The sequence below is a fragment of the Pseudomonas sp. MWU349 genome (assembly GCF_017947325.1).
Lineage (GTDB): Bacteria > Pseudomonadota > Gammaproteobacteria > Pseudomonadales > Pseudomonadaceae > Aquipseudomonas > Aquipseudomonas protegens.
The window spans coordinates 517,563-537,319 of the sequence record NZ_JAFEVP010000004.1 but is presented as its reverse complement, the minus strand read 5'-3'; the positions used below and the strand labels follow the sequence as shown (position 1 = coordinate 537,319).

At 64.1% G+C, this 19,757-nt stretch carries 22 protein-coding genes; 12 read left to right on the top strand and 10 right to left on the bottom strand.

Annotated features, from left to right (window positions below):
• Positions 1-25 precede the first annotated feature (25 nt).
• The 5 genes from KCG88_RS18830 to KCG88_RS18810 all read left to right on the top strand — a co-directional run bounded on the left by KCG88_RS18830 (position 26) and on the right by KCG88_RS18810 (position 3,239).
• On the top strand, positions 26-460 hold the full coding sequence (locus KCG88_RS18830) for a DUF4426 domain-containing protein (protein WP_047289744.1): 435 nt from the start codon (positions 26-28) through the stop codon (positions 458-460).
• On the top strand, positions 457-1,053 hold the full coding sequence (rdgB, locus tag KCG88_RS18825) for an RdgB/HAM1 family non-canonical purine NTP pyrophosphatase (RefSeq protein ID WP_026020234.1): 597 nt from the start codon (positions 457-459) through the stop codon (positions 1,051-1,053). Before KCG88_RS18830 ends, rdgB begins: the two co-directional genes overlap by 4 nt.
• Positions 1,050-2,252 carry a radical SAM family heme chaperone HemW gene (gene hemW / locus KCG88_RS18820; RefSeq protein WP_246882739.1) on the top strand — a complete coding sequence of 401 codons (1,203 nt, stop codon included), beginning with the start codon at positions 1,050-1,052 and terminating at the stop codon, positions 2,250-2,252. Before rdgB ends, hemW begins: the two co-directional genes overlap by 4 nt.
• Before the next feature lie 9 nt (positions 2,253-2,261).
• Positions 2,262-2,585 (top strand): DUF3392 domain-containing protein, encoded by a 324-nt coding sequence (locus KCG88_RS18815; RefSeq protein WP_011064021.1) that lies wholly within the window; start codon positions 2,262-2,264, stop codon positions 2,583-2,585.
• A gap of 105 nt (positions 2,586-2,690) precedes the next feature.
• Positions 2,691-3,239, top strand: coding sequence for an RNA 2'-phosphotransferase (locus tag KCG88_RS18810; RefSeq protein ID WP_210712872.1), 549 nt, complete (start codon positions 2,691-2,693; stop codon positions 3,237-3,239).
• A gap of 79 nt (positions 3,240-3,318) precedes the next feature.
• On the opposite strand, the gene trmB is transcribed toward KCG88_RS18810, so the two are convergent.
• The 4 genes from trmB to KCG88_RS18790 all read right to left on the bottom strand — a co-directional run bounded on the left by trmB (position 3,319) and on the right by KCG88_RS18790 (position 5,663).
• Positions 3,319-4,044 carry a tRNA (guanosine(46)-N7)-methyltransferase TrmB gene (gene trmB, locus KCG88_RS18805; protein ID WP_016967620.1) on the bottom strand — a complete coding sequence of 242 codons (726 nt, stop codon included), beginning with the start codon at positions 4,042-4,044 and terminating at the stop codon, positions 3,319-3,321.
• Positions 4,045-4,053: 9 nt separating this feature from the next.
• Positions 4,054-4,848: a thiazole synthase gene (locus KCG88_RS18800; RefSeq protein WP_011064024.1), complete on the bottom strand. Its 795-nt coding sequence runs from the start codon at positions 4,846-4,848 to the stop codon at positions 4,054-4,056.
• Positions 4,849-5,011: 163 nt separating this feature from the next.
• Entirely contained in the window at positions 5,012-5,212 is a 201-nt protein-coding gene (gene thiS, locus KCG88_RS18795; protein WP_011064025.1) for a sulfur carrier protein ThiS, read from the bottom strand.
• 70 nt (positions 5,213-5,282) lie between these two features.
• On the bottom strand, positions 5,283-5,663 hold the full coding sequence (locus KCG88_RS18790; RefSeq protein WP_011064026.1) for a DUF423 domain-containing protein: 381 nt from the start codon (positions 5,661-5,663) through the stop codon (positions 5,283-5,285).
• A gap of 74 nt (positions 5,664-5,737) precedes the next feature.
• Between KCG88_RS18790 and mtgA the strand changes: the two genes are divergently transcribed.
• Positions 5,738-6,460, top strand: coding sequence for a monofunctional biosynthetic peptidoglycan transglycosylase (gene mtgA, locus KCG88_RS18785; RefSeq protein ID WP_047338055.1), 723 nt, complete (start codon positions 5,738-5,740; stop codon positions 6,458-6,460).
• 77 nt (positions 6,461-6,537) lie between these two features.
• Here the strand turns inward: mtgA and rpoH are convergent, their stop codons facing one another.
• From rpoH to ftsY, 4 genes are all read right to left on the bottom strand, one after another.
• A complete protein-coding gene (gene rpoH, locus KCG88_RS18780; RefSeq protein ID WP_011064028.1) occupies positions 6,538-7,392 on the bottom strand; it encodes an RNA polymerase sigma factor RpoH in 855 nt (284 codons plus the stop codon).
• A gap of 113 nt (positions 7,393-7,505) precedes the next feature.
• A complete protein-coding gene (gene ftsX, locus KCG88_RS18775) occupies positions 7,506-8,528 on the bottom strand; it encodes a permease-like cell division protein FtsX (protein ID WP_210712871.1) in 1,023 nt (340 codons plus the stop codon).
• Positions 8,525-9,196 carry a cell division ATP-binding protein FtsE gene (gene ftsE, locus KCG88_RS18770; protein ID WP_011064030.1) on the bottom strand — a complete coding sequence of 224 codons (672 nt, stop codon included), beginning with the start codon at positions 9,194-9,196 and terminating at the stop codon, positions 8,525-8,527. Before ftsE ends, ftsX begins: the two co-directional genes overlap by 4 nt.
• Positions 9,193-10,731, bottom strand: a complete 1,539-nt coding sequence (gene ftsY / locus KCG88_RS18765) for a signal recognition particle-docking protein FtsY (protein ID WP_210712870.1) — start codon at positions 10,729-10,731, stop codon at positions 9,193-9,195. The genes ftsE and ftsY overlap by 4 nt, the downstream gene beginning before the upstream one ends.
• A 355-nt stretch (positions 10,732-11,086) precedes the next feature.
• Here ftsY and KCG88_RS18760 point away from each other — a divergent pair, with 355 nt between their 5' ends.
• From KCG88_RS18760 to KCG88_RS18740, 5 genes are all read left to right on the top strand, one after another.
• On the top strand, positions 11,087-12,442 hold the full coding sequence (locus KCG88_RS18760; protein WP_047289751.1) for a pitrilysin family protein: 1,356 nt from the start codon (positions 11,087-11,089) through the stop codon (positions 12,440-12,442).
• Positions 12,435-13,925: a pitrilysin family protein gene (locus KCG88_RS18755; protein WP_210712869.1), complete on the top strand. Its 1,491-nt coding sequence runs from the start codon at positions 12,435-12,437 to the stop codon at positions 13,923-13,925. The genes KCG88_RS18760 and KCG88_RS18755 overlap by 8 nt, the downstream gene beginning before the upstream one ends.
• Positions 13,925-14,545, top strand: coding sequence for a 16S rRNA (guanine(966)-N(2))-methyltransferase RsmD (rsmD, locus tag KCG88_RS18750; protein ID WP_210712868.1), 621 nt, complete (start codon positions 13,925-13,927; stop codon positions 14,543-14,545). Before KCG88_RS18755 ends, rsmD begins: the two co-directional genes overlap by 1 nt.
• A gap of 131 nt (positions 14,546-14,676) precedes the next feature.
• Positions 14,677-15,678 carry a hydrolase gene (locus KCG88_RS18745; RefSeq protein ID WP_210712867.1) on the top strand — a complete coding sequence of 334 codons (1,002 nt, stop codon included), beginning with the start codon at positions 14,677-14,679 and terminating at the stop codon, positions 15,676-15,678.
• Entirely contained in the window at positions 15,671-16,501 is an 831-nt protein-coding gene (locus KCG88_RS18740) for an AraC family transcriptional regulator (protein ID WP_047289758.1), read from the top strand. Before KCG88_RS18745 ends, KCG88_RS18740 begins: the two co-directional genes overlap by 8 nt.
• 101 nt (positions 16,502-16,602) lie before the next feature.
• On the opposite strand, the gene KCG88_RS18735 is transcribed toward KCG88_RS18740, so the two are convergent.
• Entirely contained in the window at positions 16,603-17,457 is an 855-nt protein-coding gene (locus tag KCG88_RS18735; RefSeq protein ID WP_047289759.1) for a sulfurtransferase, read from the bottom strand.
• A gap of 33 nt (positions 17,458-17,490) precedes the next feature.
• Entirely contained in the window at positions 17,491-18,162 is a 672-nt protein-coding gene (locus tag KCG88_RS18730; protein WP_047338058.1) for a TetR/AcrR family transcriptional regulator, read from the bottom strand.
• Between the two features lie 99 nt (positions 18,163-18,261).
• Here KCG88_RS18730 and KCG88_RS18725 point away from each other — a divergent pair, with 99 nt between their 5' ends.
• On the top strand, positions 18,262-19,737 hold the full coding sequence (locus KCG88_RS18725; protein WP_348984532.1) for a coniferyl aldehyde dehydrogenase: 1,476 nt from the start codon (positions 18,262-18,264) through the stop codon (positions 19,735-19,737).
• The last annotated feature ends 20 nt before the right edge of the window (positions 19,738-19,757 follow it).

The window sequence follows — 19,757 nt, the reverse complement described above, 5'->3', positions numbered from 1 at the left end:
CCACGTTGCATCGAGGAGAACCATCATGGGACGTCTGGTGACATTTCTACTGGCTGCCTGCCTGAGCATCAGCGCCCTGGCGGCGGACCCGATCAAGGGCGAACGCCAGGAAGTGTTCGGTGACATCACCGTGCACTACAACACCTTCAACTCCACCTACCTGCAGCCTGATATCGCCAGGGCAGCGGAACTGGTCCGCAGCAAGAACCAGGGCGTGATCAACGTTTCCCTGATCAAGGACGGCAAGCCGCTGGTCGGCCAGGTCAGCGGCACGGTCAAGGACCTGACCAGCAAGAGCATCCCGCTGCAATTCCGCCAGATCAGCGAACAGGGCGCGATCTACTACATCGCCCAGTTCCCGGTGGAACAGCAGGAAACCCGCACCTTCAGCATCACCGTGCAAACGGGCGGTGACACCAACAGCTTCAGCTTCAACCAAGAGCTATTCCCGGGCGAATAATGAACCTTACGCAACTCGTACTGGCCAGCCATAACGCCGGCAAACTCAAAGAACTCCAGGCCATGCTCGGCGCTTCGGTGCAATTGCGCTCGATCGGCGAATTCAGCAGCGTCGAGCCAGAAGAAACCGGCCTGTCGTTCGTCGAAAACGCCATCCTCAAGGCGCGTAATGCCGCACGCATTTCCGGCTTGCCGGCACTGGCCGACGACTCCGGCCTGGCAGTGGACTTCCTCGGTGGCGCGCCGGGCATCTACTCGGCCCGCTACGCCGACGGCCAGGGCGACGCGGCGAACAACGCCAAGCTGCTCGAAGCCCTCAAGGATGTCCCGCAAGCCGAGCGTGGTGCGCAGTTCGTCTGCGTCCTGGCACTGGTACGGCACGCCGACGATCCGCTGCCGATCCTCTGCGAAGGCCTGTGGCACGGGCGCATCCTTACCGCCGCCAGCGGCGAGCACGGCTTCGGCTACGACCCACTGTTCTGGGTGCCGGAACGCAACTGCTCCAGCGCCGAACTGGGCCCCGAGGAGAAAAACCAGCTCAGCCACCGCGCCCGCGCCATGGCCATTCTGCGGCAACGCCTGGGCCTGAAATGAGCCACGAGCCCTCCGCGTCGCCGCTGATTCTCGGCGGCGCGCCAACGCCCCGGGCGGCGCTGCCCCAGTTGCCGCCCCTGGCGCTGTACATCCACATCCCGTGGTGTGTACGCAAATGCCCCTACTGCGACTTCAACTCCCACGCGGCCAGCCCGACGCTGCCGGAAGAGGAGTACGTCGACGCGCTGCTGGCCGACCTCGACCAGGACCTGCACGCCGTGCACGGTCGCGAGCTGAGCTCAATCTTCTTCGGCGGCGGCACCCCCAGCCTGTTCAGCGCCCAGGCCCTGGGCCGCCTGCTCAAGGGCGTGGAACAGCGCATTCCCTTCGCTGGCGACATCGAAATCACCCTGGAAGCCAATCCCGGCACCTTCGAGCAGGAAAAATTCACCGCCTACCGCGCCCTGGGGATCAACCGCCTGTCCATCGGCATCCAGAGCTTCCAGGAGCAGAAGCTCAAGGCCCTGGGCCGCATCCACAACGGTGATGAAGCGGTGCGTGCCGCAGGCATGGCGCGCCAGGCCGGGTTCGACAATTTCAACCTGGACCTGATGCACGGCCTGCCGGACCAGTCCCTGGAGGATGCCCTGGGCGACCTGCGCCAGGCCATTGCGATGAAGCCGACACACCTGTCCTGGTACCAGCTGACCCTGGAGCCCAACACGGTGTTCTGGAACCAGCCACCGGTACTGCCGGAAGACGACACCCTGTGGGACATCCAGGAAGCCGGACAGGCCCTGCTGGCCGAACACGGCTATGCCCAGTACGAAGTCTCGGCCTACGCCCAGCCCGGGCGCGCGGCGCGGCACAACCTGAACTACTGGAGCTTTGGCGACTTCATCGGGATCGGCGCCGGTGCCCACGGCAAACTCAGCCACCCCGACGGGCGCATCCTGCGCACCTGGAAGACCCGCCTGCCCAAGGACTACCTGAACCCGGCCAAGCAGTTCAAGGCGGGCGAGAAGGCCCTGGGCAACGAAGAGCTGCCGTTCGAGTTCCTGATGAACGCCCTGCGCCTCACCGATGGCGTGGACGCTGCGCTGTTCGCCGAGCGTACCGGCCTGGACCTGGGCAGCCTGGCCGAAGGTCGGCGCCAGGCCGAACAAAGCGGCTTGTTGCAGGTCGAACCGTCACGCCTGGCGGCCACGGCCCGCGGGCAACTCTTCCTCAATGACCTGCTGCAATACTTTCTGATCTAAGGAAATCACATGGATCTGGTACTCGACCTGCTCGCCACCGTATCCCGCTGGAGTCGCAGCAACCTCTCGGAGATCGCCCTGGCACTGGTGGGCTGCCTGCTGGTGCTGTTCGGCGCGGACATCAAGGGCTGGGTCGAACAGCGCCTGGGCGGCATCGCCGGCGCCCTGCGGGTGCCGCTGATGGCCCTGCTGTGCATGGTCGGCAGCGGCCTGGCGCTGATCTATGCCACGCCGTGGATCGTCCGCGGCCTGAGCCAATTCAACAACTACAGCCTGGCGCCAGTGCTGCTGGTGGTGCTGGTGCTGATTGGCGTGGTCGCTGATCGTCGCTAATTCGCAGGGCCCCGTCGCCGGCAAGCCGGCTCCTACACCAAGCCGTAGGCGCCGGCTTGCCAGCGAACACAATCCAACGGCCGCCCCCCGTGATCAAGGAAGAACATGAGCAAAAAAATCATCGAGGACACCAGCAAGTTCCTCAGCTACGTGCTGCGCCACGAGCCCCAGGCCATCGGCCTGGAACTGGACAGCGAAGGCTGGGGCGATATCGACGCACTGATCAGCGGCGCGGCCAAGGACGGCCGGCAACTGAGCCGGGAACTGATCGAGCAGGTGGTCGAAGGCAACGACAAGAAACGCTTCGCCCTCTCGGCTGACAGCCAGCGGATTCGTGCCGTTCAGGGGCATTCCAGCAAGGCCGTGCAATTGCAGCTTGAGGCAAAGCAACCGCCCGCCGTGCTCTTCCACGGCACCGCCATGCGCTTCATGGATTCGATCAACGAAAAGGGGCTGATCCCGGGTTCACGCCATCACGTGCACCTGTCCCAGGAGATCGACACCGCCCGGGCCGTGGGCCAGCGTTACGGCAAGGTGGTGATCCTGCAGATCGACGCCCAGGCCATGCAGGCCCAGGGCTTCAGGTTCTATCAGGCGGAGAATGGGGTGTGGCTGACCGAGCAGGTGCCGGTCGATTTCATCCAAGCCTTGTAGGAGCCAGCTTGCTGGCGAAGGCGTCCTTATAGGCACCTTCGCTAGCAAACCAGCGCCTACAACAGCGGCTGCGCGGGGCTCAGTCGATTTTTTCGAACTTCAAATCCCACACGCCGTGGCCCAGGCGCTCGCCGCGACGCTCGAACTTGGTGATCGGGCGCTCGGCCGGGCGCGGCACGCACTTACCGTCTTCGGCCAGGTTGCGATAACCCGGGGCAACGTTCATCACTTCCAGCATGTATTCGGCATAGGGCTCCCAGTCGGTGGCCATGTGCAGAATGCCGCCCACCTTGAGCTTGCTGCGCACCAGCTCGGCGAAGGAGGCCTGGACGATACGGCGCTTGTGGTGCCGGCTCTTGTGCCACGGATCGGGGAAGAACAGCATCAGCCGGTCCAGGCTGTTGTCGGCGATGCAGCGGTTGAGCACCTCGATGGCGTCGCAATCGTAGACCCGCAGGTTGGTCAGGCCCTGGGTCAGCACGCCATTGAGCAGCGCGCCCACACCCGGACGGTGAACTTCCACACCGATGAAGTCCTGCTCCGGGGCCGCTGCGGCCATTTCCAGCAGCGAGTGGCCCATGCCGAAGCCGATTTCCAGGGAGCGTGGCGCCGAACGGCCGAACACCTGGTCGTAATCCACCGGGGCGTCGGCCAGGGGCAGCACGTACAGCGGCGCGCCCTGGTCCAGGCCGCGCTGCTGGCCCTCGGTCATGCGCCCGGCGCGCATCACGAAACTCTTGATGCGGCGGTGTTGGCGCTCGTCGCCGGCTTCCGGCTGGATTGGCGTGTCGTTTGATTCAGTCATCAATGGCTCTTACTTGATCAGACCATCCAGCGGCGAAGAGGCGCTGGCATAGAGTTTCTTCGGCATGCGACCGGCGAGGTACGCCAGGCGGCCCGCGACAATTGCGTGTTTCATGGCTTCGGCCATCATCACCGGCTGCTGCGCGTGGGCGATGGCCGAGTTCATCAGCACCGCCTCACACCCCAGCTCCATGGCGATGGTGGCGTCGGAAGCGGTACCGACACCGGCATCCACCAGTACCGGGACCTTGGCTTCTTCAAGGATGATCTGCAGGTTGTAGGGGTTGCAGATGCCCAGGCCGGTGCCGATCAGGCCGGCCAGCGGCATGACCGCGATGCAGCCCATTTCCGCCAGCTGGCGGGCGATGATCGGGTCGTCGCTGGTGTAGACCATCACGTCGAAACCTTCCTTGACCAGCACTTCGGCGGCCTTGAGGGTTTCCAGCACGTTGGGGAACAGGGTCTTCTGGTCGGCCAGGACTTCCAGCTTCACCAGGTTGTGGCCATCGAGCAGCTCACGGGCCAGGCGGCAGGTGCGCACGGCCTCGACCGCGTCGTAACAGCCGGCGGTGTTGGGCAGGATGGTGTAGCGATCCGGCGGCAGGATATCCAGCAGGTTCGGTTCGCCCGGGTTCTGGCCGATATTGGTCCGGCGCACGGCAACGGTCACGATCTCGGCACCCGAGGCCTCGATGGCCAGGCGGGTTTCTTCCATGTCGCGGTACTTGCCGGTGCCTACCAGCAAACGCGACTGGTACGTCCGACCGGCCAGGACGAAAGGCTTGTCACTACGAACGTTGCTCATCGGAAATCCTCTGTTGGGGTGAGGTTCTTGCAGAATTCTTTATCAGGCCCGGGGCGCTGGTGACCCTCGATCCGGGGCCGGTGAAAGCATGTCGTCCATGAGAGGGCCCGGAGCCGGGCCAGGGCACTGCGCAGATGGACAGCAGCGCTGTTGAAGCCGGTGACTAGCCGCCGCCGATGGCGTGGACCACTTCCACCTGGTCGCCTTCATTGAGGGCAGTTTCGGCGTGCTGGCTGCGCGGAACGATATCCAGGTTGAGTTCCACCGCGATCCGCCGCCCGGTCAGTTCCAGATGGCTCAGCAGGGCCGCAACGGTCGAGCCGTCGGGCAGTTCAAAGGATTCACCGTTCAACTGAATGCGCATGCCAAGGCCGCCATCATTTTTAGGGGCCAGCATTCTAGCCCGATCATGACCTAAAGGTCAGCTACAAGCGTCAGCCGGCAACTTGCAGGCGCCAGGCGGCAAGCCCCAGCAGGAACCAGCCGACCAGGAAGGCCACGCCGCCGAAGGGGGTGATGATCCCCAGCTTGCTGGTGCCCGTCAGGGTCAGCAGGTACAGGCTACCGGAGAACAGCAGGATGCCCAGGGTGAAGGCCGCGCCGGCCCAGGTCACCAGCCGCCCGGGAATATGGGCCGCCAGCAAGGCGACGCCGAACAAAGCCAGGGCATGCACCAGTTGATAGGTCACACCTGTATGAAAAATAGCCAGGTAGTCCGTGCTCAGGCGGTTTTTAAGACCGTGGGCGGCAAAGGCGCCAAGGGCAACCCCGGTGAAACCGAAGAAGGCGGCCAGCATCAGGAAGCCACGCAACATGAGGAACTCCAGTCAGATTCAGCACAAAGGGTCTGTATAATGGCGCGCTCAACGGGTTCGGCCAAGCCATCTCTATGCTGCGTTATCTGTTTCGTCGTCTTGTAAAAGCCTTGATGTGGTTCGTGGTCGGCAGCGTCCTGCTGGTGCTGCTGTTGCGCTTCATACCGCCGCCGGGCACCGCCCTGATGGTAGAGCGCAAGATCGAATCCTGGGTCGACAACGACCCCATCGACCTGCAACGCACCTGGAAACCCTGGGATGAAATTTCCGACAACCTCAAGGTGGCGGTGATTGCCAGCGAAGACCAGAAATTCCCCGAGCACTGGGGGTTCGATATCGACGCGATCCAGGCGGCACTGGTCCACAACGAGCGCGGCGGCTCCATCCGCGGCGCCAGTACCCTAAGCCAGCAAGTATCGAAGAACCTGTTCCTGTGGTCCGGTCGAAGCTATCTGCGCAAGGGCCTGGAAGCCTGGTTCACCGCCTTGATCGAAGTGTTCTGGTCCAAGCAGCGGATTCTGGAGGTCTACCTCAACAGCGCCGAGTGGGATGAAGGCGTGTTCGGCGCCGAGGCAGCTGCCCGTCATCACTTCGGCGTCAGCGCGGCCAACCTGTCGCGCCAGCAGGCCAGCCTGCTGGCCGCCGTACTGCCCAACCCGCGGGTATGGAGCGCGGCGCGGCCCAGCACTTATGTGATGCAGCGGGCGGGCTGGGTACGGCGGCAGATGAGCCAGCTGGGTGGGGCCGACTACCTGAGGCGCTTGGACGAAACCCGGCCTGCGCCCTGGGCGCAATAAAAAGCCGGCTCCGGCAGCAGCTGCACAAACAAAAACGCCCCGATCAACTCGGGGCGTTTTGCATGAGGCTCTAGCGCTTAGGCGGCGATGGACAGTTTCAGCTTGTTCATCGCGCTTTTTTCCAGCTGGCGAATCCGCTCGGCCGAAACGTTGTACTTCTGCGCCAGGTCGTGCAGCGTGGCTTTCTCTTCGGCCAGCCAGCGCTGGTAGAGGATGTCACGGCTGCGTTCGTCCAGCACCTCCAGGGCTTCGTGCAGGTTGCTGGTGGAGTTGTCGCTCCAGTCGGCATCCTCAAGTTGCAGCGCCGGGTCGTAGCGGTGGTCTTCCAGGTAATTGGCTGGCGACTGGAAGGCGCTGTCGTCGTCCGCTTCCGCAGCCGGATCGAACGCCATGTCCTGGCCGGTCAGCCGGCTTTCCATTTCCCGCACTTCACGAGGCTCCACGCCCAGGCTTTCCGCCACGCGGTGAACTTCTTCGTTGTTCAGCCAGGCCAGACGCTTCTTCTGGCTGCGCAGGTTGAAGAACAGCTTGCGCTGCGCCTTGGTGGTAGCAACCTTCACAATCCGCCAGTTACGCAGGATGAACTCGTGAATTTCCGCCTTGATCCAGTGCACGGCAAAGGACACCAGGCGCACACCCATTTCAGGGTTGAAGCGCTTCACGGCTTTCATCAGGCCAACGTTGCCTTCCTGGATCAGGTCGGCCTGGGCCAGCCCGTAGCCGGAATAGCTGCGGGCGATATGTACGACAAAACGCAGGTGGGCGAGCACCATCTGCCGAGCCGCCTCAAGATCCTGCTCATAGTAGAGACTCTCGGCCAGTTCACGCTCCTGCTCGGGTGTCAGCAATGGAATGCTGTTCACCGTGTGCACATAAGCCTCCAGGTTTGCGCCTGGAACCAATGCGTAAGCAGGTTGCAAAGAAGTGGTCATACGAAAAAACCTCCGACTCACATAACTCGTGCCGTTCAGCACTGCGAAAATTGACCGGAAACCGCGAAACAAGTTCCCAAAAATGCTGAAAGGTCAATACAAGCAAAAAGATATTACTTCGGTGCCAGTTCCCTCAGGTGACGGGCCACTGCAATCCACGCACCGATATAACCCAACAGCACCGCCCCTAGCAAGAGCGACAGACCATCGGCAACCGGCACCCCCGCAAGGGCAAAATCGCTGCCGTACAAGCCGGCCAGACCGATTACCGCATCGTTCAGCCAGTTCAGGCCAAACGCCAATACACCCCAGGATAGGATCCCCGCGCCGAAACCATACAGCGCCCCCATATAGAGGAAGGGCCGACGAACATAACTGTCCGTGCCGCCAACGAGTTTAATCACTTCTATCTCGGTGCGGCGGTTTTCAATATGAAGACGAATGGTATTGCCTATCACCAAAAGTAATGCAGAAACCAGCAGCACCGTCAGGCCGAAGACAAAGCGGTCTCCCAGCTTGAGGATCGCCGCCAGCCGCTCGACCCAGACCAGGTCCAGTTGCGCCAGTTGCACCTTGGGCATTTCCGACAACCGCTGGCGCAGGGCTTCCAGGGTCGCCTTGTCCACTTCGTGGGGTGTCACCAGCACGACACCAGGCAGCGGGTTATGGGGCAGTTCGCGCAAGGCCTCGCCCAGCCCGGACTGCTGCTGGAACTCTTCCAGGGCCTTTTCCTTGCTGATGAACTCGGCATCCGCCACACCGGGCAGGCCCTTGATCTCTTCACTGAGCTTCTCGCCCTCGGTGGCAGAGGCCCCCAGCTCCAGGTACAGCGAGATCTGCGCCGCGCGCTGCCAGGATCCGCCCAGGCGCTCGACATTATTGAGCAACAGTGACAAGCCCATGGGCAGGCTCAAGGCCACGGCCATCACCAGGCAGGTAAAGAAGCTGCCGATAGGCTGTTTGCCCAGCCGCCGCAGGCTGTCCAGCAGGCTGGCGCGATGGCTCTCGATCCAGGCGTGCAGCAGGGTGCCGAAATCCGGGCCGTCGTCCTCGTCACGCTTTTTCTTCGGCGGTGGCGCTTCGGAAGCCTTGGGCGCTACGCGCTCCGCCACTTTAGGGGTACGTGTAGCACTCATACGCCGGCCTCCCCGTCGCCGATCAAACGTCCGCGTTGCAGGGTCAGCATGCGGTGGCGCATGCGGGCGATCAGTGCCAGGTCGTGGCTGGCGATCAGCACGCTGGTGCCCAGGCGGTTGATATCTTCGAACACGCCCATGATTTCCGCCGCAAGACGCGGGTCGAGGTTACCGGTGGGTTCGTCCGCCAGCAGCAGAGCCGGCCGATGGACGATGGCCCGGGCGATGCCCACACGCTGCTGCTGGCCAGTGGACAGGTCGCCGGGGTACAGATCGGTCTTGTCCGACAGCGCGACGCGCTCCAGGGCCGAATCCACCCGCTTGGCGATTTCCGCCTTGGACAGGCCGAGGATCTGCAGCGGCAGGGCGACGTTGTTGAATACGGTGCGGTCGAACAGCAACTGGTGGTTCTGGAACACCACCCCGATCTGCCGCCGCAGGAACGGGATCTGCGCGTTGCTGATCTGCCCCAGGTCCTGCCCGGCCAGCAGCAGCTTGCCGGTGGTGGGACGCTCCATGGCCAGCAGCAGGCGCAGCAAGGTGCTCTTACCGGCGCCGGAATGGCCGGTGACAAACAGGAATTCGCCGCGACGCACGCGAAAGCTCAGCTCATGCAGGCCAACGTGACCGTTGGGGTAGCGCTTACCGACCTGTTCGAAACGAATCATGAACGCTCCCGCTCGGCAAACAGTGCCTGGACAAAGGGTTCGGCTTCAAAGGTACGCAAGTCGTCGATGCCTTCACCGACGCCGATATAACGGATCGGCAGGCCGAACTGCTTGGCCAGGGCGAAGATCACGCCCCCCTTGGCGGTACCGTCGAGCTTGGTCAGGGCCAGGCCGGACAACTGCACGGTCTGGTTGAACTGCTTGGCCTGGTTGATGGCGTTCTGGCCGGTGCCGGCGTCCAGCACCAGCAGCACCTCGTGGGGCGCGTCGGCATCGAGCTTGCCGATGACCCGACGGACTTTCTTGAGCTCTTCCATCAGGTTGTCTTTGGTGTGCAGGCGCCCCGCCGTGTCGGCGATCAGCACGTCAATGCCACGGGCCTTGGCCGCTTGCACCGCATCGAAGATCACCGAGGCCGAATCGGCGCCGGTGTGCTGGGCGATGACCGGGATCTTGTTGCGCTCGCCCCAGACTTGCAGCTGCTCCACCGCCGCGGCGCGGAAGGTGTCGCCGGCGGCCAGCATGACTTTCTTGCCTTCCAGCTGCAGCTTTTTCGCCAGCTTGCCGATGGTGGTGGTCTTGCCGGCGCCGTTGACGCCCACTACCAGGATCACGAACGGCTTGTTCTGGGCGACGATCTGCAATGGTTGTTCCACCGGCTTGAGCATGGTGGTGAGCTCGGCCTGCAGCGAGGCATACAGTGCATCGGAGTCGGTGAGCTGCTTGCGCGCCACCTTCTGGGTCAGGTTCTGGATGATCACCGAAGTCGCCTCGACCCCGACGTCTGCGGTCAGCAGGCGGGTTTCCAGGTCTTCCAGCAATTCGTCATCGATGGCCTTCTTGCCCAGGAACAGGCTGGCCATGCCTTCGCCAATGCTGGCGCTGGTCTTGGACAGGCCCTGCTTGAGGCGGGCGAAGAAGCCGATCTTGCTCTCTTGCGCCGGGCGCGCCGCCTCGACCACTGGCTCGGGCTCGACAGCCAGAGCAACCGGCTCGGCTACAGGTGCAGGTGCAGGTGCAGGTGCAGGTGCAGGTGCAGGTGCAGGTGCAGGTGCAGGTGCAGGTGCAGGTGCAACAGGTTCAGGGGCGACGAATACCGGGGCAACCGGGGCTTGCGCCTCAACCACAGGGGCCGGGGCGACCACTGGCTCAGGGCGCACGGCAACCGCCGGAATCGGCGGAGCCACATGCTCGGCCTGGGCGTCTTCCACCAGGGCCACGGGTTCTTCCGCCACCGGCAGGGTCAACCAGGGCTTGTGCTCGGCGCTTGGCGCCAGCGGCAGGTCGGGCGCCGCGGGGGGCGCCGGTTCAGGCGCGATGTGCGGCTGCAGCACCGGCTCGGCCATTGGCAGCACCACCGGCTCGGCCGGGGCTACGCTGGCGGCAGGTTCGATGACCGGGGTCGGTGCCGGCTCGGCAGGCACTTGCGGCTGTTCGACGACGGGTTCCTGCGGCTTTTTGCGCAGCCATCCGAACAGGCCTTTCTTCTCGCCAGCCGCGGCTGGGGTCTTTTTGTCGTCGTTGGAACCAAACATGGAGACGGCTATCTCAAGGTAGCGATGCGCCACTGGGCGCCTCGGTAAATAAATATTCGATGCAGAACAGACTGTGTTTCATCCAGCTTGTTCACGCGCAACATGTTGTCGAAATGCCCAAAAGCACTTCAAGGAGCGATTTTACTAAAGGACTGGAACGGCAAAATCGGCGAAAAGTCGAAGTCTAGCTGGTAAATCAGGGCTTCTTGCCGGTAACTCATACAACCTGCTCAAGTACATGCTGATCCGCGAAGACCTGATAGGCGTGGCCGCCAGTAAAACGGATCAGTATCCTAGCACCTCCTCGCCCGCACAGGCTAAGACCAAGCGGGCAGCCCAACAGGTTTAAAAACGAATGAATGCTCTAGCCCGCCGCGCCGCAGGCCTGCTGCTCAGCACAGTTTGTCTGCCCCTTGCAGCCCTGGCTGCCGACCCTCAACCCACCCACGAATTCACCCTCGACAACGGCCTCAAGGTCGTGGTCCGCGAAGATCATCGCGCACCGGTGGTGGTGTCCCAGGTCTGGTACAAGGTTGGCTCCAGCTACGAAACCCCGGGCCAGACCGGTTTGTCCCACGCCCTGGAACACATGATGTTCAAGGGCAGCGAGAAAGTCGGCCCCGGCGAGGCCTCCCTGATCCTGCGGGACCTGGGCGCCGAAGAGAACGCCTTCACCAGCGACGACTTCACGGCCTATTACCAGGTCCTGGCTCGCGACCGCCTGGGCGTGGCCCTGGAGCTGGAAGCCGACCGCATGGCCAGCCTGCGCCTGCCGGCCGACGAGTTCAGCCGCGAAATCGAGGTCATCAAGGAAGAGCGCCGCCTGCGCACCGACGACAAGCCGATGTCCAAGGCCTACGAGCGCTTCAAGGCCATGGCCTACCCGGCCAGCGGCTACCACACGCCGACCATCGGCTGGATGGCCGACCTGAACCGGATGAAGGTCGAGGAACTGCGCCACTGGTACCAGGCCTGGTACGTGCCGAACAATGCCACCCTGGTGGTGGTCGGCGACGTCACCCCGGACGAAGTGAAAACCCTGGCCCAACGCTATTTCGGCGCGATCCCCAAGCGTGACGTGCCACCGGCGAAGATCCCCATGGAGCTGGCCGAGCCCGGCGAGCGCCTGATCACCTTGCACGTCAAGACCCAACTGCCGAGCCTGATGCTGGCCTTCAACGTGCCGAGCATCGCCACCGCCGAGGACAAACGCGCGGTGAACGCCCTGCGCCTGGCCGCGGCCCTGCTGGACGGCGGCTACAGCGCCCGCATCCCGACCCAACTGGAGCGCGGCGAAGAGCTGCTGTCCGGTGGCTCCACCAGCTACGACGCCTACACCCGGGGCGACAGCCTGTTCATGCTCTCGGCCACCCCCAACAGCCAGAAGAAGAAAACCATCGCCCAGGCCGAAGCCGGGCTATGGCGCCTGCTGGAGCAGTTGAAGACCACCCCGCCATCCGCCGAGGAACTGGAGCGAGTGCGGGCCCAGGTGATCGCCGGGCTGGTCTACGAGCGTGACTCCATCACCAGTCAGGCCACCGCCATCGGCCAGCTGGAAACCGTCGGCCTGTCCTGGAAGCTGATGGACACCGAGCTTGCGGAACTGCAAAGCGTAACCCCGGAAGACATCCAGAAGGCCGCCCGCACCTATTTCACCCGGGAACGTATGAGCGTGGCCCATGTACTGCCTGAGGAGTCCGCTCATGAGTAAGCGCAAGAATGCTTCACCGGTCCTGCTGGGGCTGGCCCTGGTCGCCCTGCTCACCGCCGGGGGCCTGTACCTGTCGAGCTCCGGCCAGAGCAATGCCAGCCAGGCCCTGGACAACGCCAAGAGCAGCCAGAAGCTGCAATCTTTGGCCGAGCTGGATGGCAAGGCGCCCAGCCATCGCAACCTCAATGTGCAGACCTGGAACACCGCCGAAGGCGCCAAGGTGCTGTTCGTCGAAGCCCGCGAGCTGCCGATGTTCGACATGCGCCTGATCTTCGCCGCCGGCAGCAGCCAGGACGGCAACGCGCCGGGCGTGGCCCTGCTGACCAACGCCATGCTCAACGAAGGCGTGGCCGGCAAGGATGTAGGCGCCATCGCCCAGGGCTTCGAAGGCCTGGGTGCGGATTTCGGCAACGGCGCCTACAAGGACATGGCCGTGGCCTCGCTGCGCAGCCTGAGCGCGGTGGATAAGCGCGAACCGGCGCTGAAGCTGTTCGCCGAAGTGGTGGGCAAGCCGACCTTCCCCGCCGACTCCCTGGCGCGGATCAAGAACCAGATGCTCGCCGGCTTCGAATACCAGAAGCAGAACCCCGGCAAGCTGGCCAGCCTGGAGCTGATGAAGCGCCTGTATGGCACCCACCCTTACGCCCATGCCAGCGACGGCGATGCCAAGAGCATCCCGTCGATCACCCTGGCCCAGCTCAAGGCTTTCCACGCCAAGGCCTATGCCGCAGGCAACGTGGTGATCGCTCTGGTCGGCGACCTGTCGCGCAGCGATGCCGAGGCGATTGCCGCACAGGTCTCCGCCGCCCTGCCAAAAGGCCCGGCGCTGGCGAAGATCGAGCAACCTGCCGAACCCAAGGCCAGCATCGGCCATATCGAGTTTCCGTCGAGCCAGACCACCCTGATGCTGGCGCAGCTGGGCATCGACCGTGACGACCCGGACTACGCCGCTGTCTCCCTGGGCAACCAGATTCTCGGCGGTGGCGGTTTCGGCACCCGGCTGATGAGCGAAGTGCGCGAGAAGCGCGGCCTGACCTACGGCGTCTACTCGGGCTTCACCCCGATGCAGGCCCGCGGCCCGTTCATGATCAACCTGCAGACCCGCGCGGAAATGAGCGAAGGCACCCTGAAACTGGTGCAGGACGTATTCGCCGACTACCTGAAGAACGGCCCGACCCAGAAGGAACTGGACGACGCCAAGCGTGAACTGGCCGGCAGCTTCCCGCTGTCCACCGCCAGCAACGCCGATATCGTCGGCCAACTGGGCGCCATGGGTTTCTACAACCTGCCGCTGAGCTACCTGGAAGACTTCATGCGGCAATCCCAGGAGCTGACGGTGGAGCAGGTCAAGGCCGCCATGAACAAGCACCTGAGTGTCGACAAGATGGTCATCGTCAGCGCCGGCCCCACCGTCGCGCAAAAGCCGTTGCCGCCCCCCACTGACAAACCCGCCGAGCAGCCGCTCGGGGTTCCGGAGCATTAATGGCCCGTCCAGCCCGTCCCAGCAAGAAACCCGTCCACAACCAGCACAATGGCGTGGGCCAGTTGCGCATCATTGGTGGCGAATGGCGCAGCCGCAAGCTGAGCTTCCCCGACCTGCCGGGGCTGCGGCCGACCCCGGACCGGGTGCGTGAAACCCTGTTCAACTGGCTGGCGCCCTATGTAGCCGGGGCCAAGGTCATCGACCTGTTCGCCGGCAGCGGCGCGGTGTTTCTCGAAGCCCTGTCCCGTGGCGCCGCCACGGGCCTGGCCCTGGACAGCAGCAGCGTGGCCATCTCCAGCCTGCGCGAGCACCTGGGCACTCTGCGCTGCACCGTCGGCCAGGCCCAGACCGCCGACGCCCTGCGCTACCTGGAAACCCAGCCGGCCACGCCGTTCGACCTGGCCTTCCTCGACCCGCCGTTCAACCAGAACCTGCTGCCCGCCGCCTGCGCCCTGCTGGAAGAGCGCGGCTGGCTGGCCGACGACGCCTGGATCTACACCGAAAGCGAAACCGCGCCATCGACCCTGGGGCTACCCGAAAGCTGGCGCCTGCACCGTGAACAAAAATCCGGGCAGGTGTATTACTCGTTGTGGCAACGTATGGCAGACAACGTCGTCTAGAACCTGATCACGACCTCGCAAGCAACGCTCAGGCCCGAGCCGCGCCGCAGATCGTAGACAGGCTCTCAAGCCGACCGGAACAAGGTACGCAGCCCGCCCGGGCTGCGCGCCGCTGCATCGAGACCCTCCCCGTGCCCGACTCGCCTGATCGTTTCACCCCCGCCTTCGGCCTTGGCAACCCGCACCTGCAGACCCTGTGGGGCCCACTGTGGCGACCGACCACTCATCTTGAGCGCCAGCGCGAACGCTTGTGGCTGGACGACGGCGACTTTCTCGACCTGGACTGGCACGGCCCCCATAGCGCCGACGCGCCCCTGGTGCTGGTGCTGCATGGTTTGACCGGCTCCTCCAACTCGCCTTACGTGGCCGGCCTGCAGCAAGCCCTGGCAACCCGGGGCTGGGCCAGCGCGGCGCTGAACTGGCGCGGCTGTTCCGGCGAGCCCAACCTGCTGCCCCGCAGCTACCACTCCGGGGCCAGCGAAGACCTGGCTGCAGCCATCGCTCACCTGCGGGCCAAGCGCCCCCAGGCGCCGCTCTATGCCGTGGGCTACTCCCTGGGGGGCAATGTGCTGCTCAAGTACCTAGGGGAAAGCGGCAGCGACAGCCCGTTGCAAGGCGCCACGGCGGTGTCGGTGCCGTTTCGCCTGGACCAGTGCGCCGATCGCATAGGCCAGGGCTTTTCCAAGGTCTACCAGGCGCACTTCATGCGCGAGATGCTGGCCTACATCAAGGACAAGCAGCGCCAGTTCCAGCACGACGGCCGCCACCAAGGCCTGGCCACCCTGGCGCAACTGGGGCCGCTGACCAAGATGCGCACCTTCTGGGACTTCGACGGCCGGGTCACCGCACCGCTGCACGGCTTTGCCGATGCCCAGGACTATTACCGCCGCGCCTCCAGCCGCTATTTCCTGGGGCAAATCCGTACCCCGACCCTGATCATCCAGGCCGCGGACGACCCCTTCGTATTCCGCCACAGCCTGCCCGAAGCCAGCGAGCTATCCGCCAGTACCCAGTTCGAGCTGCAGGCCAAGGGTGGCCATGTGGGTTTTGTCGACGGCAGCCTGAAACGCCCCGGCTATTACCTGGAGCGGCGGATCCCGCAGTGGTTGGCAGGCCTGGATCGCCATGGATAAGCCAGCCCGGGAATCGATCCGCTTCTGGCAGAGTGCCCCCCTGGCCGGGGTCGAGTTGCTGGCCGCGCGTTACATCGAACAGCGTTTCGTGCCCCATGTGCACGAGGGTTATGTGATCGGCATGATCATGGCCGGCGCCCAGCGCTACCGCTATCGCGGAGCCGAGCATTTGGCGGGCAGCGGCACCCTGGTGCTGATCAACCCGGACGAGCTGCACACTGGCGCCAAGGGCGTGGAAGACGGCTGGCTGTACCGGGCCTTCTACCCGGAGAACCAGCAGATATTCGGCCTGCTGGATGAACTGGAACTGCCCAGCGGCAGCCTGCCGGCCTTCGGCGCCACCTTGTACCGCGATCCGGACCTGGTACAGGGTTTTGCCCGCCTGCACCACCTGTTGGAAAGCCCGGCCACGGCCCTGCAGCAACAGACCCAATGGCGAGAAATGCTGCTGTTGCTGTTGCAACGGCACGCCGGGGTCCGGGCGCCAGGTGAACCCGGGCAGGAGCACCGAGCCATCGTCCAGGCCAAGGAATTGCTGCGCTCGCAACTGGCGGCGCCGCCCTCACTGGAGGAACTGGCAGCAGCGGTGAACCTGTCACCGTTCCATTTCGCCCGGGTGTTTCGCCGGGCTACCGGGATTCCGCCTCACACCTGGCTGATGCAACAGCGCATCGCCAAGGCCCGGGCCTTGCTGCGTAATGGCTGCCTGCCGCTGGAAGTGGCCACGCAATTGGGATTTGCCGACCAGAGTCACCTCAGCCGGCAATTCAAGCAGGTGTATGGGGTAGCGCCGGCGGCTTATCGCAGTGCCGTTCTGCAGTAGGGCGGTGCGGCTTTCGCGAGCAAGCTCGCTCCTACAGGTTCGCGGGGGCCTGCGGGCCGTAGGAGCTGGCTTGCCAGCGAAGGGGCGAGGGGTAAAGGCCGTCAATCACCGGTGGCGACAGGCCGCTGGGCGTCGGTGATCCACTCGCTCCACGAACCGGCATACAGCCGCCCCAGGGGGTAGCCGGCCAGGCTCAGGGCAAACAGGTTGTGGCAGGCGGTGACGCCAGAACCGCAATAGGCCACCAGTTGCTGCGGGTCACGCCCGGCCAGTTTCTGCGCGAAACGCTGCTTGAGCTGATCGGCCGGTAGAAAGCGCCCATCCTCCCCCAGGTTGTCGGTGAATGCCGCGCATTGCGCCCCGGGAATATGCCCGGCCACCGGGTCGATGGGTTCCACTTCGCCACGAAAACGCGGCAGGCCACGGGCATCCAGCAGGGTCAGGTCCGCCTGGCCCAGGCGCTTGCCCAGGTGCTCGGCATCCAGCAGCAGGCTGTGATCAGGGTGCCCGACGAACTGCCCCGGCGCGTTTTCCGGGGCATCCAGGCTCAACGGCAAGCCAGCGGCGTGCCAGGCTTTCAGGCCACCATCAAGAATGAACACCCCGTCACGCTTGCCCAGCCAGGCCAGCAGCCACCAGGCGCGGGCGGCGAAAGCCCCCGGGCCGTCGTCGTACAGCACGATGTCGCTGTCATTGTTGATGCCCCAGGCCTGCAGGCGCGCCAGCAGTTGCGCTGGCTCCGGCAAGGGGTGGCGACCGGTCACGCCCTTGATCACCGGCCCGCTCAGGTCCCGGTTCAGGTCCGCGAAGTGCGCCCCGGCGATATGCCCTTCGGCATAGCTGCGCTGCCCGTAGTCCGGGTCTTCCAGAGCAAAGCGACAATCCAGAATCACCAGGCCGGGCTGCTGTTTCTTCTGGTCCAGGGCTAGCGGGCTGATCAACTGCGCGAGGGGCATGGCGGGCTCCTGTGAATAAGTTGGAGGTTGATCCTACTGCACTTCTTCCAGGGCTTGGGCCAGGGGCACATAAAACTCTTCGAACAGGTCGTTGACCGCTTCCCGGGCCTGGTCGGTGACAAAGCCGGCTTCCAGTACCAGCACCTGGTACACCCCGCGCTTGATGGCTTCTTCGCTCAGGTGCGTGGAGTTTTCCCGGGTCGTGCACAGAAAGCGCACCCAGGAGGTGAGGATGATCCAGGCATTGAGGGTCAGGGATTCGATCTGCACCTTGTCCATGGCGACGATCCCGGCGTCGACGAAACGCCCGTAGATGGCCATGCCCTGGATCAGGCAGCGTTGGGAAAAACGCCGGTAGCGCGCGGCCAGCTCGGGGTCGCTGTCCAGCAGGTGTTCCAGGTCGCGGTGCAGGAAGCGATAGCGCCACATGGCCGCCAGCAGCGCCTGCAGGTAGTAGCGCTTGTCTTGCACGGTGACCGCGCGCCCGGGTGGCGGGCGCAGGAAACTGTCCACCAGGCTTTCGTACTCGGCAAACAGCACGGCGATGATCGCCTGCTTGTTGGGGAAGTGGTAGTACAGGTTGCCCGGGGAAATCTCCATGTGCGCCGCAATGTGGTTGGTGCTGACGTTGCGTTCGCCTTGCTGGTTGAAGAGTTCGAGGCTGAACTGGACGATGCGTTCGCGGGTTTTTATGCGTGGGGCCATGGGTGTGGGCTTTAATCAGAAGGCTGGGGTGCATCTTACGTTCTATCCCCCTGGGGATAAATCGCGACCGGCACCGGATGGTATTTGACAATTTAGAGCATAAGCTCTAAAAAACTAGCCACCCTACACAGACGGAGCCCGTCCATGTCTGCCGAAATCGCCTACCTGCAGGATTCCCTTCAGCAACAGGACGAGCTGCTTGAACTGTTCGAAGCCCAGCGCCGGGCCTTTGCCGCCAACCCGATGCCCCCCGCAGCGCAGCGCCAGCAATGGCTGAAGGCACTGCAGGAGCTGCTTAACAACGAGCGCCAGGCCCTGATCGATGCCATCAGCCAGGACTTCAGCAACCGCAGCGCCGACGAAACCCTGCTGGCCGAGCTGATGCCCAGCCTGCACGGCATCCACTACGCCAGCAAACACCTGAAGAAATGGATGAAGCCGTCCCGCCGCGCCGTGGGCCTGGCCTTCCAGCCGGCCTCGGCCAAGGTGGTCTACCAGCCCCTGGGGGTGGTCGGGATCATAGTGCCGTGGAACTACCCGCTGTACCTGTGCATGGGCCCGCTGGTGGGGGCGCTGGCCGCCGGCAACCGAGTGATGCTCAAGCTCAGTGAGTCCACCCCCGCCACCGGGCAACTGCTCAAGCAACTGCTGGCCCGGGTCTTCCCCGAGGACCTGGTGTGCGTGGTGCTGGGCGAAGCCGAGGTGGGCATGGCGTTTTCCAAGCTGCGCTTCGACCACCTGCTGTTCACCGGCGCCACCAGCATCGGCAAGCACGTGATGCGCGCCGCCGCGGAAAACCTGACCCCGGTGACCCTGGAACTGGGCGGCAAATCCCCGGCCATCGTTTCCAGCACCGTGCCCCTCAAGGACGCGGCCGAACGCATCGCCTTCGGCAAGACCCTCAACGCCGGGCAGACCTGCGTCGCCCCGGACTACGTACTGGTGCCGGAAGAGCGCGTCGGCGCCTTTGTCGAAGCCTATCGCCAGGTGGTGCGCGGTTTCTTCCCGACCCTGGCGGACAACCCCGACTACACCGCCATCATCAACCAGCGCCAACTGACACGGCTCAACGGTTACCTGAGCGACGCCACCAGCAAGGGCGCGCTGTTGGTGCCACTGTTCGAGCAGAGCCAGGAACGACGCCTGGGCCACAGCCTGCTGCTCAATGTCAGCGATGACATGACCGTGATGCAGGACGAGATCTTCGGCCCGATCCTGCCCATCGTGCCCTACCGGACCCTGGACCAGGCCTTCGCCTATATCACCCAGCGTCCGCGCCCGCTGGCGCTGTACTACTTCGGCTACGACAAGGCCGAGCAGCAACGGGTACTCAACGAAACCCACTCCGGCGGCGTGTGCCTCAACGACACCCTGCTGCATGTGGCCCAGGACGACCTGCCGTTCGGCGGCATCGGCCCTTCCGGCATGGGCCACTACCACGGGCATGAAGGCTTCCTGACATTCAGCAAGGCCAAGGGGGTGTTCATCAAGCAGCGCTTCAACGCCGCCCGCTTGATCTACCCGCCGTATGGCAAATCGATCCAGAAACTCATCCAGAAGCTGTTCATTCGTTAACCAGTACAACGCCGGGTAAT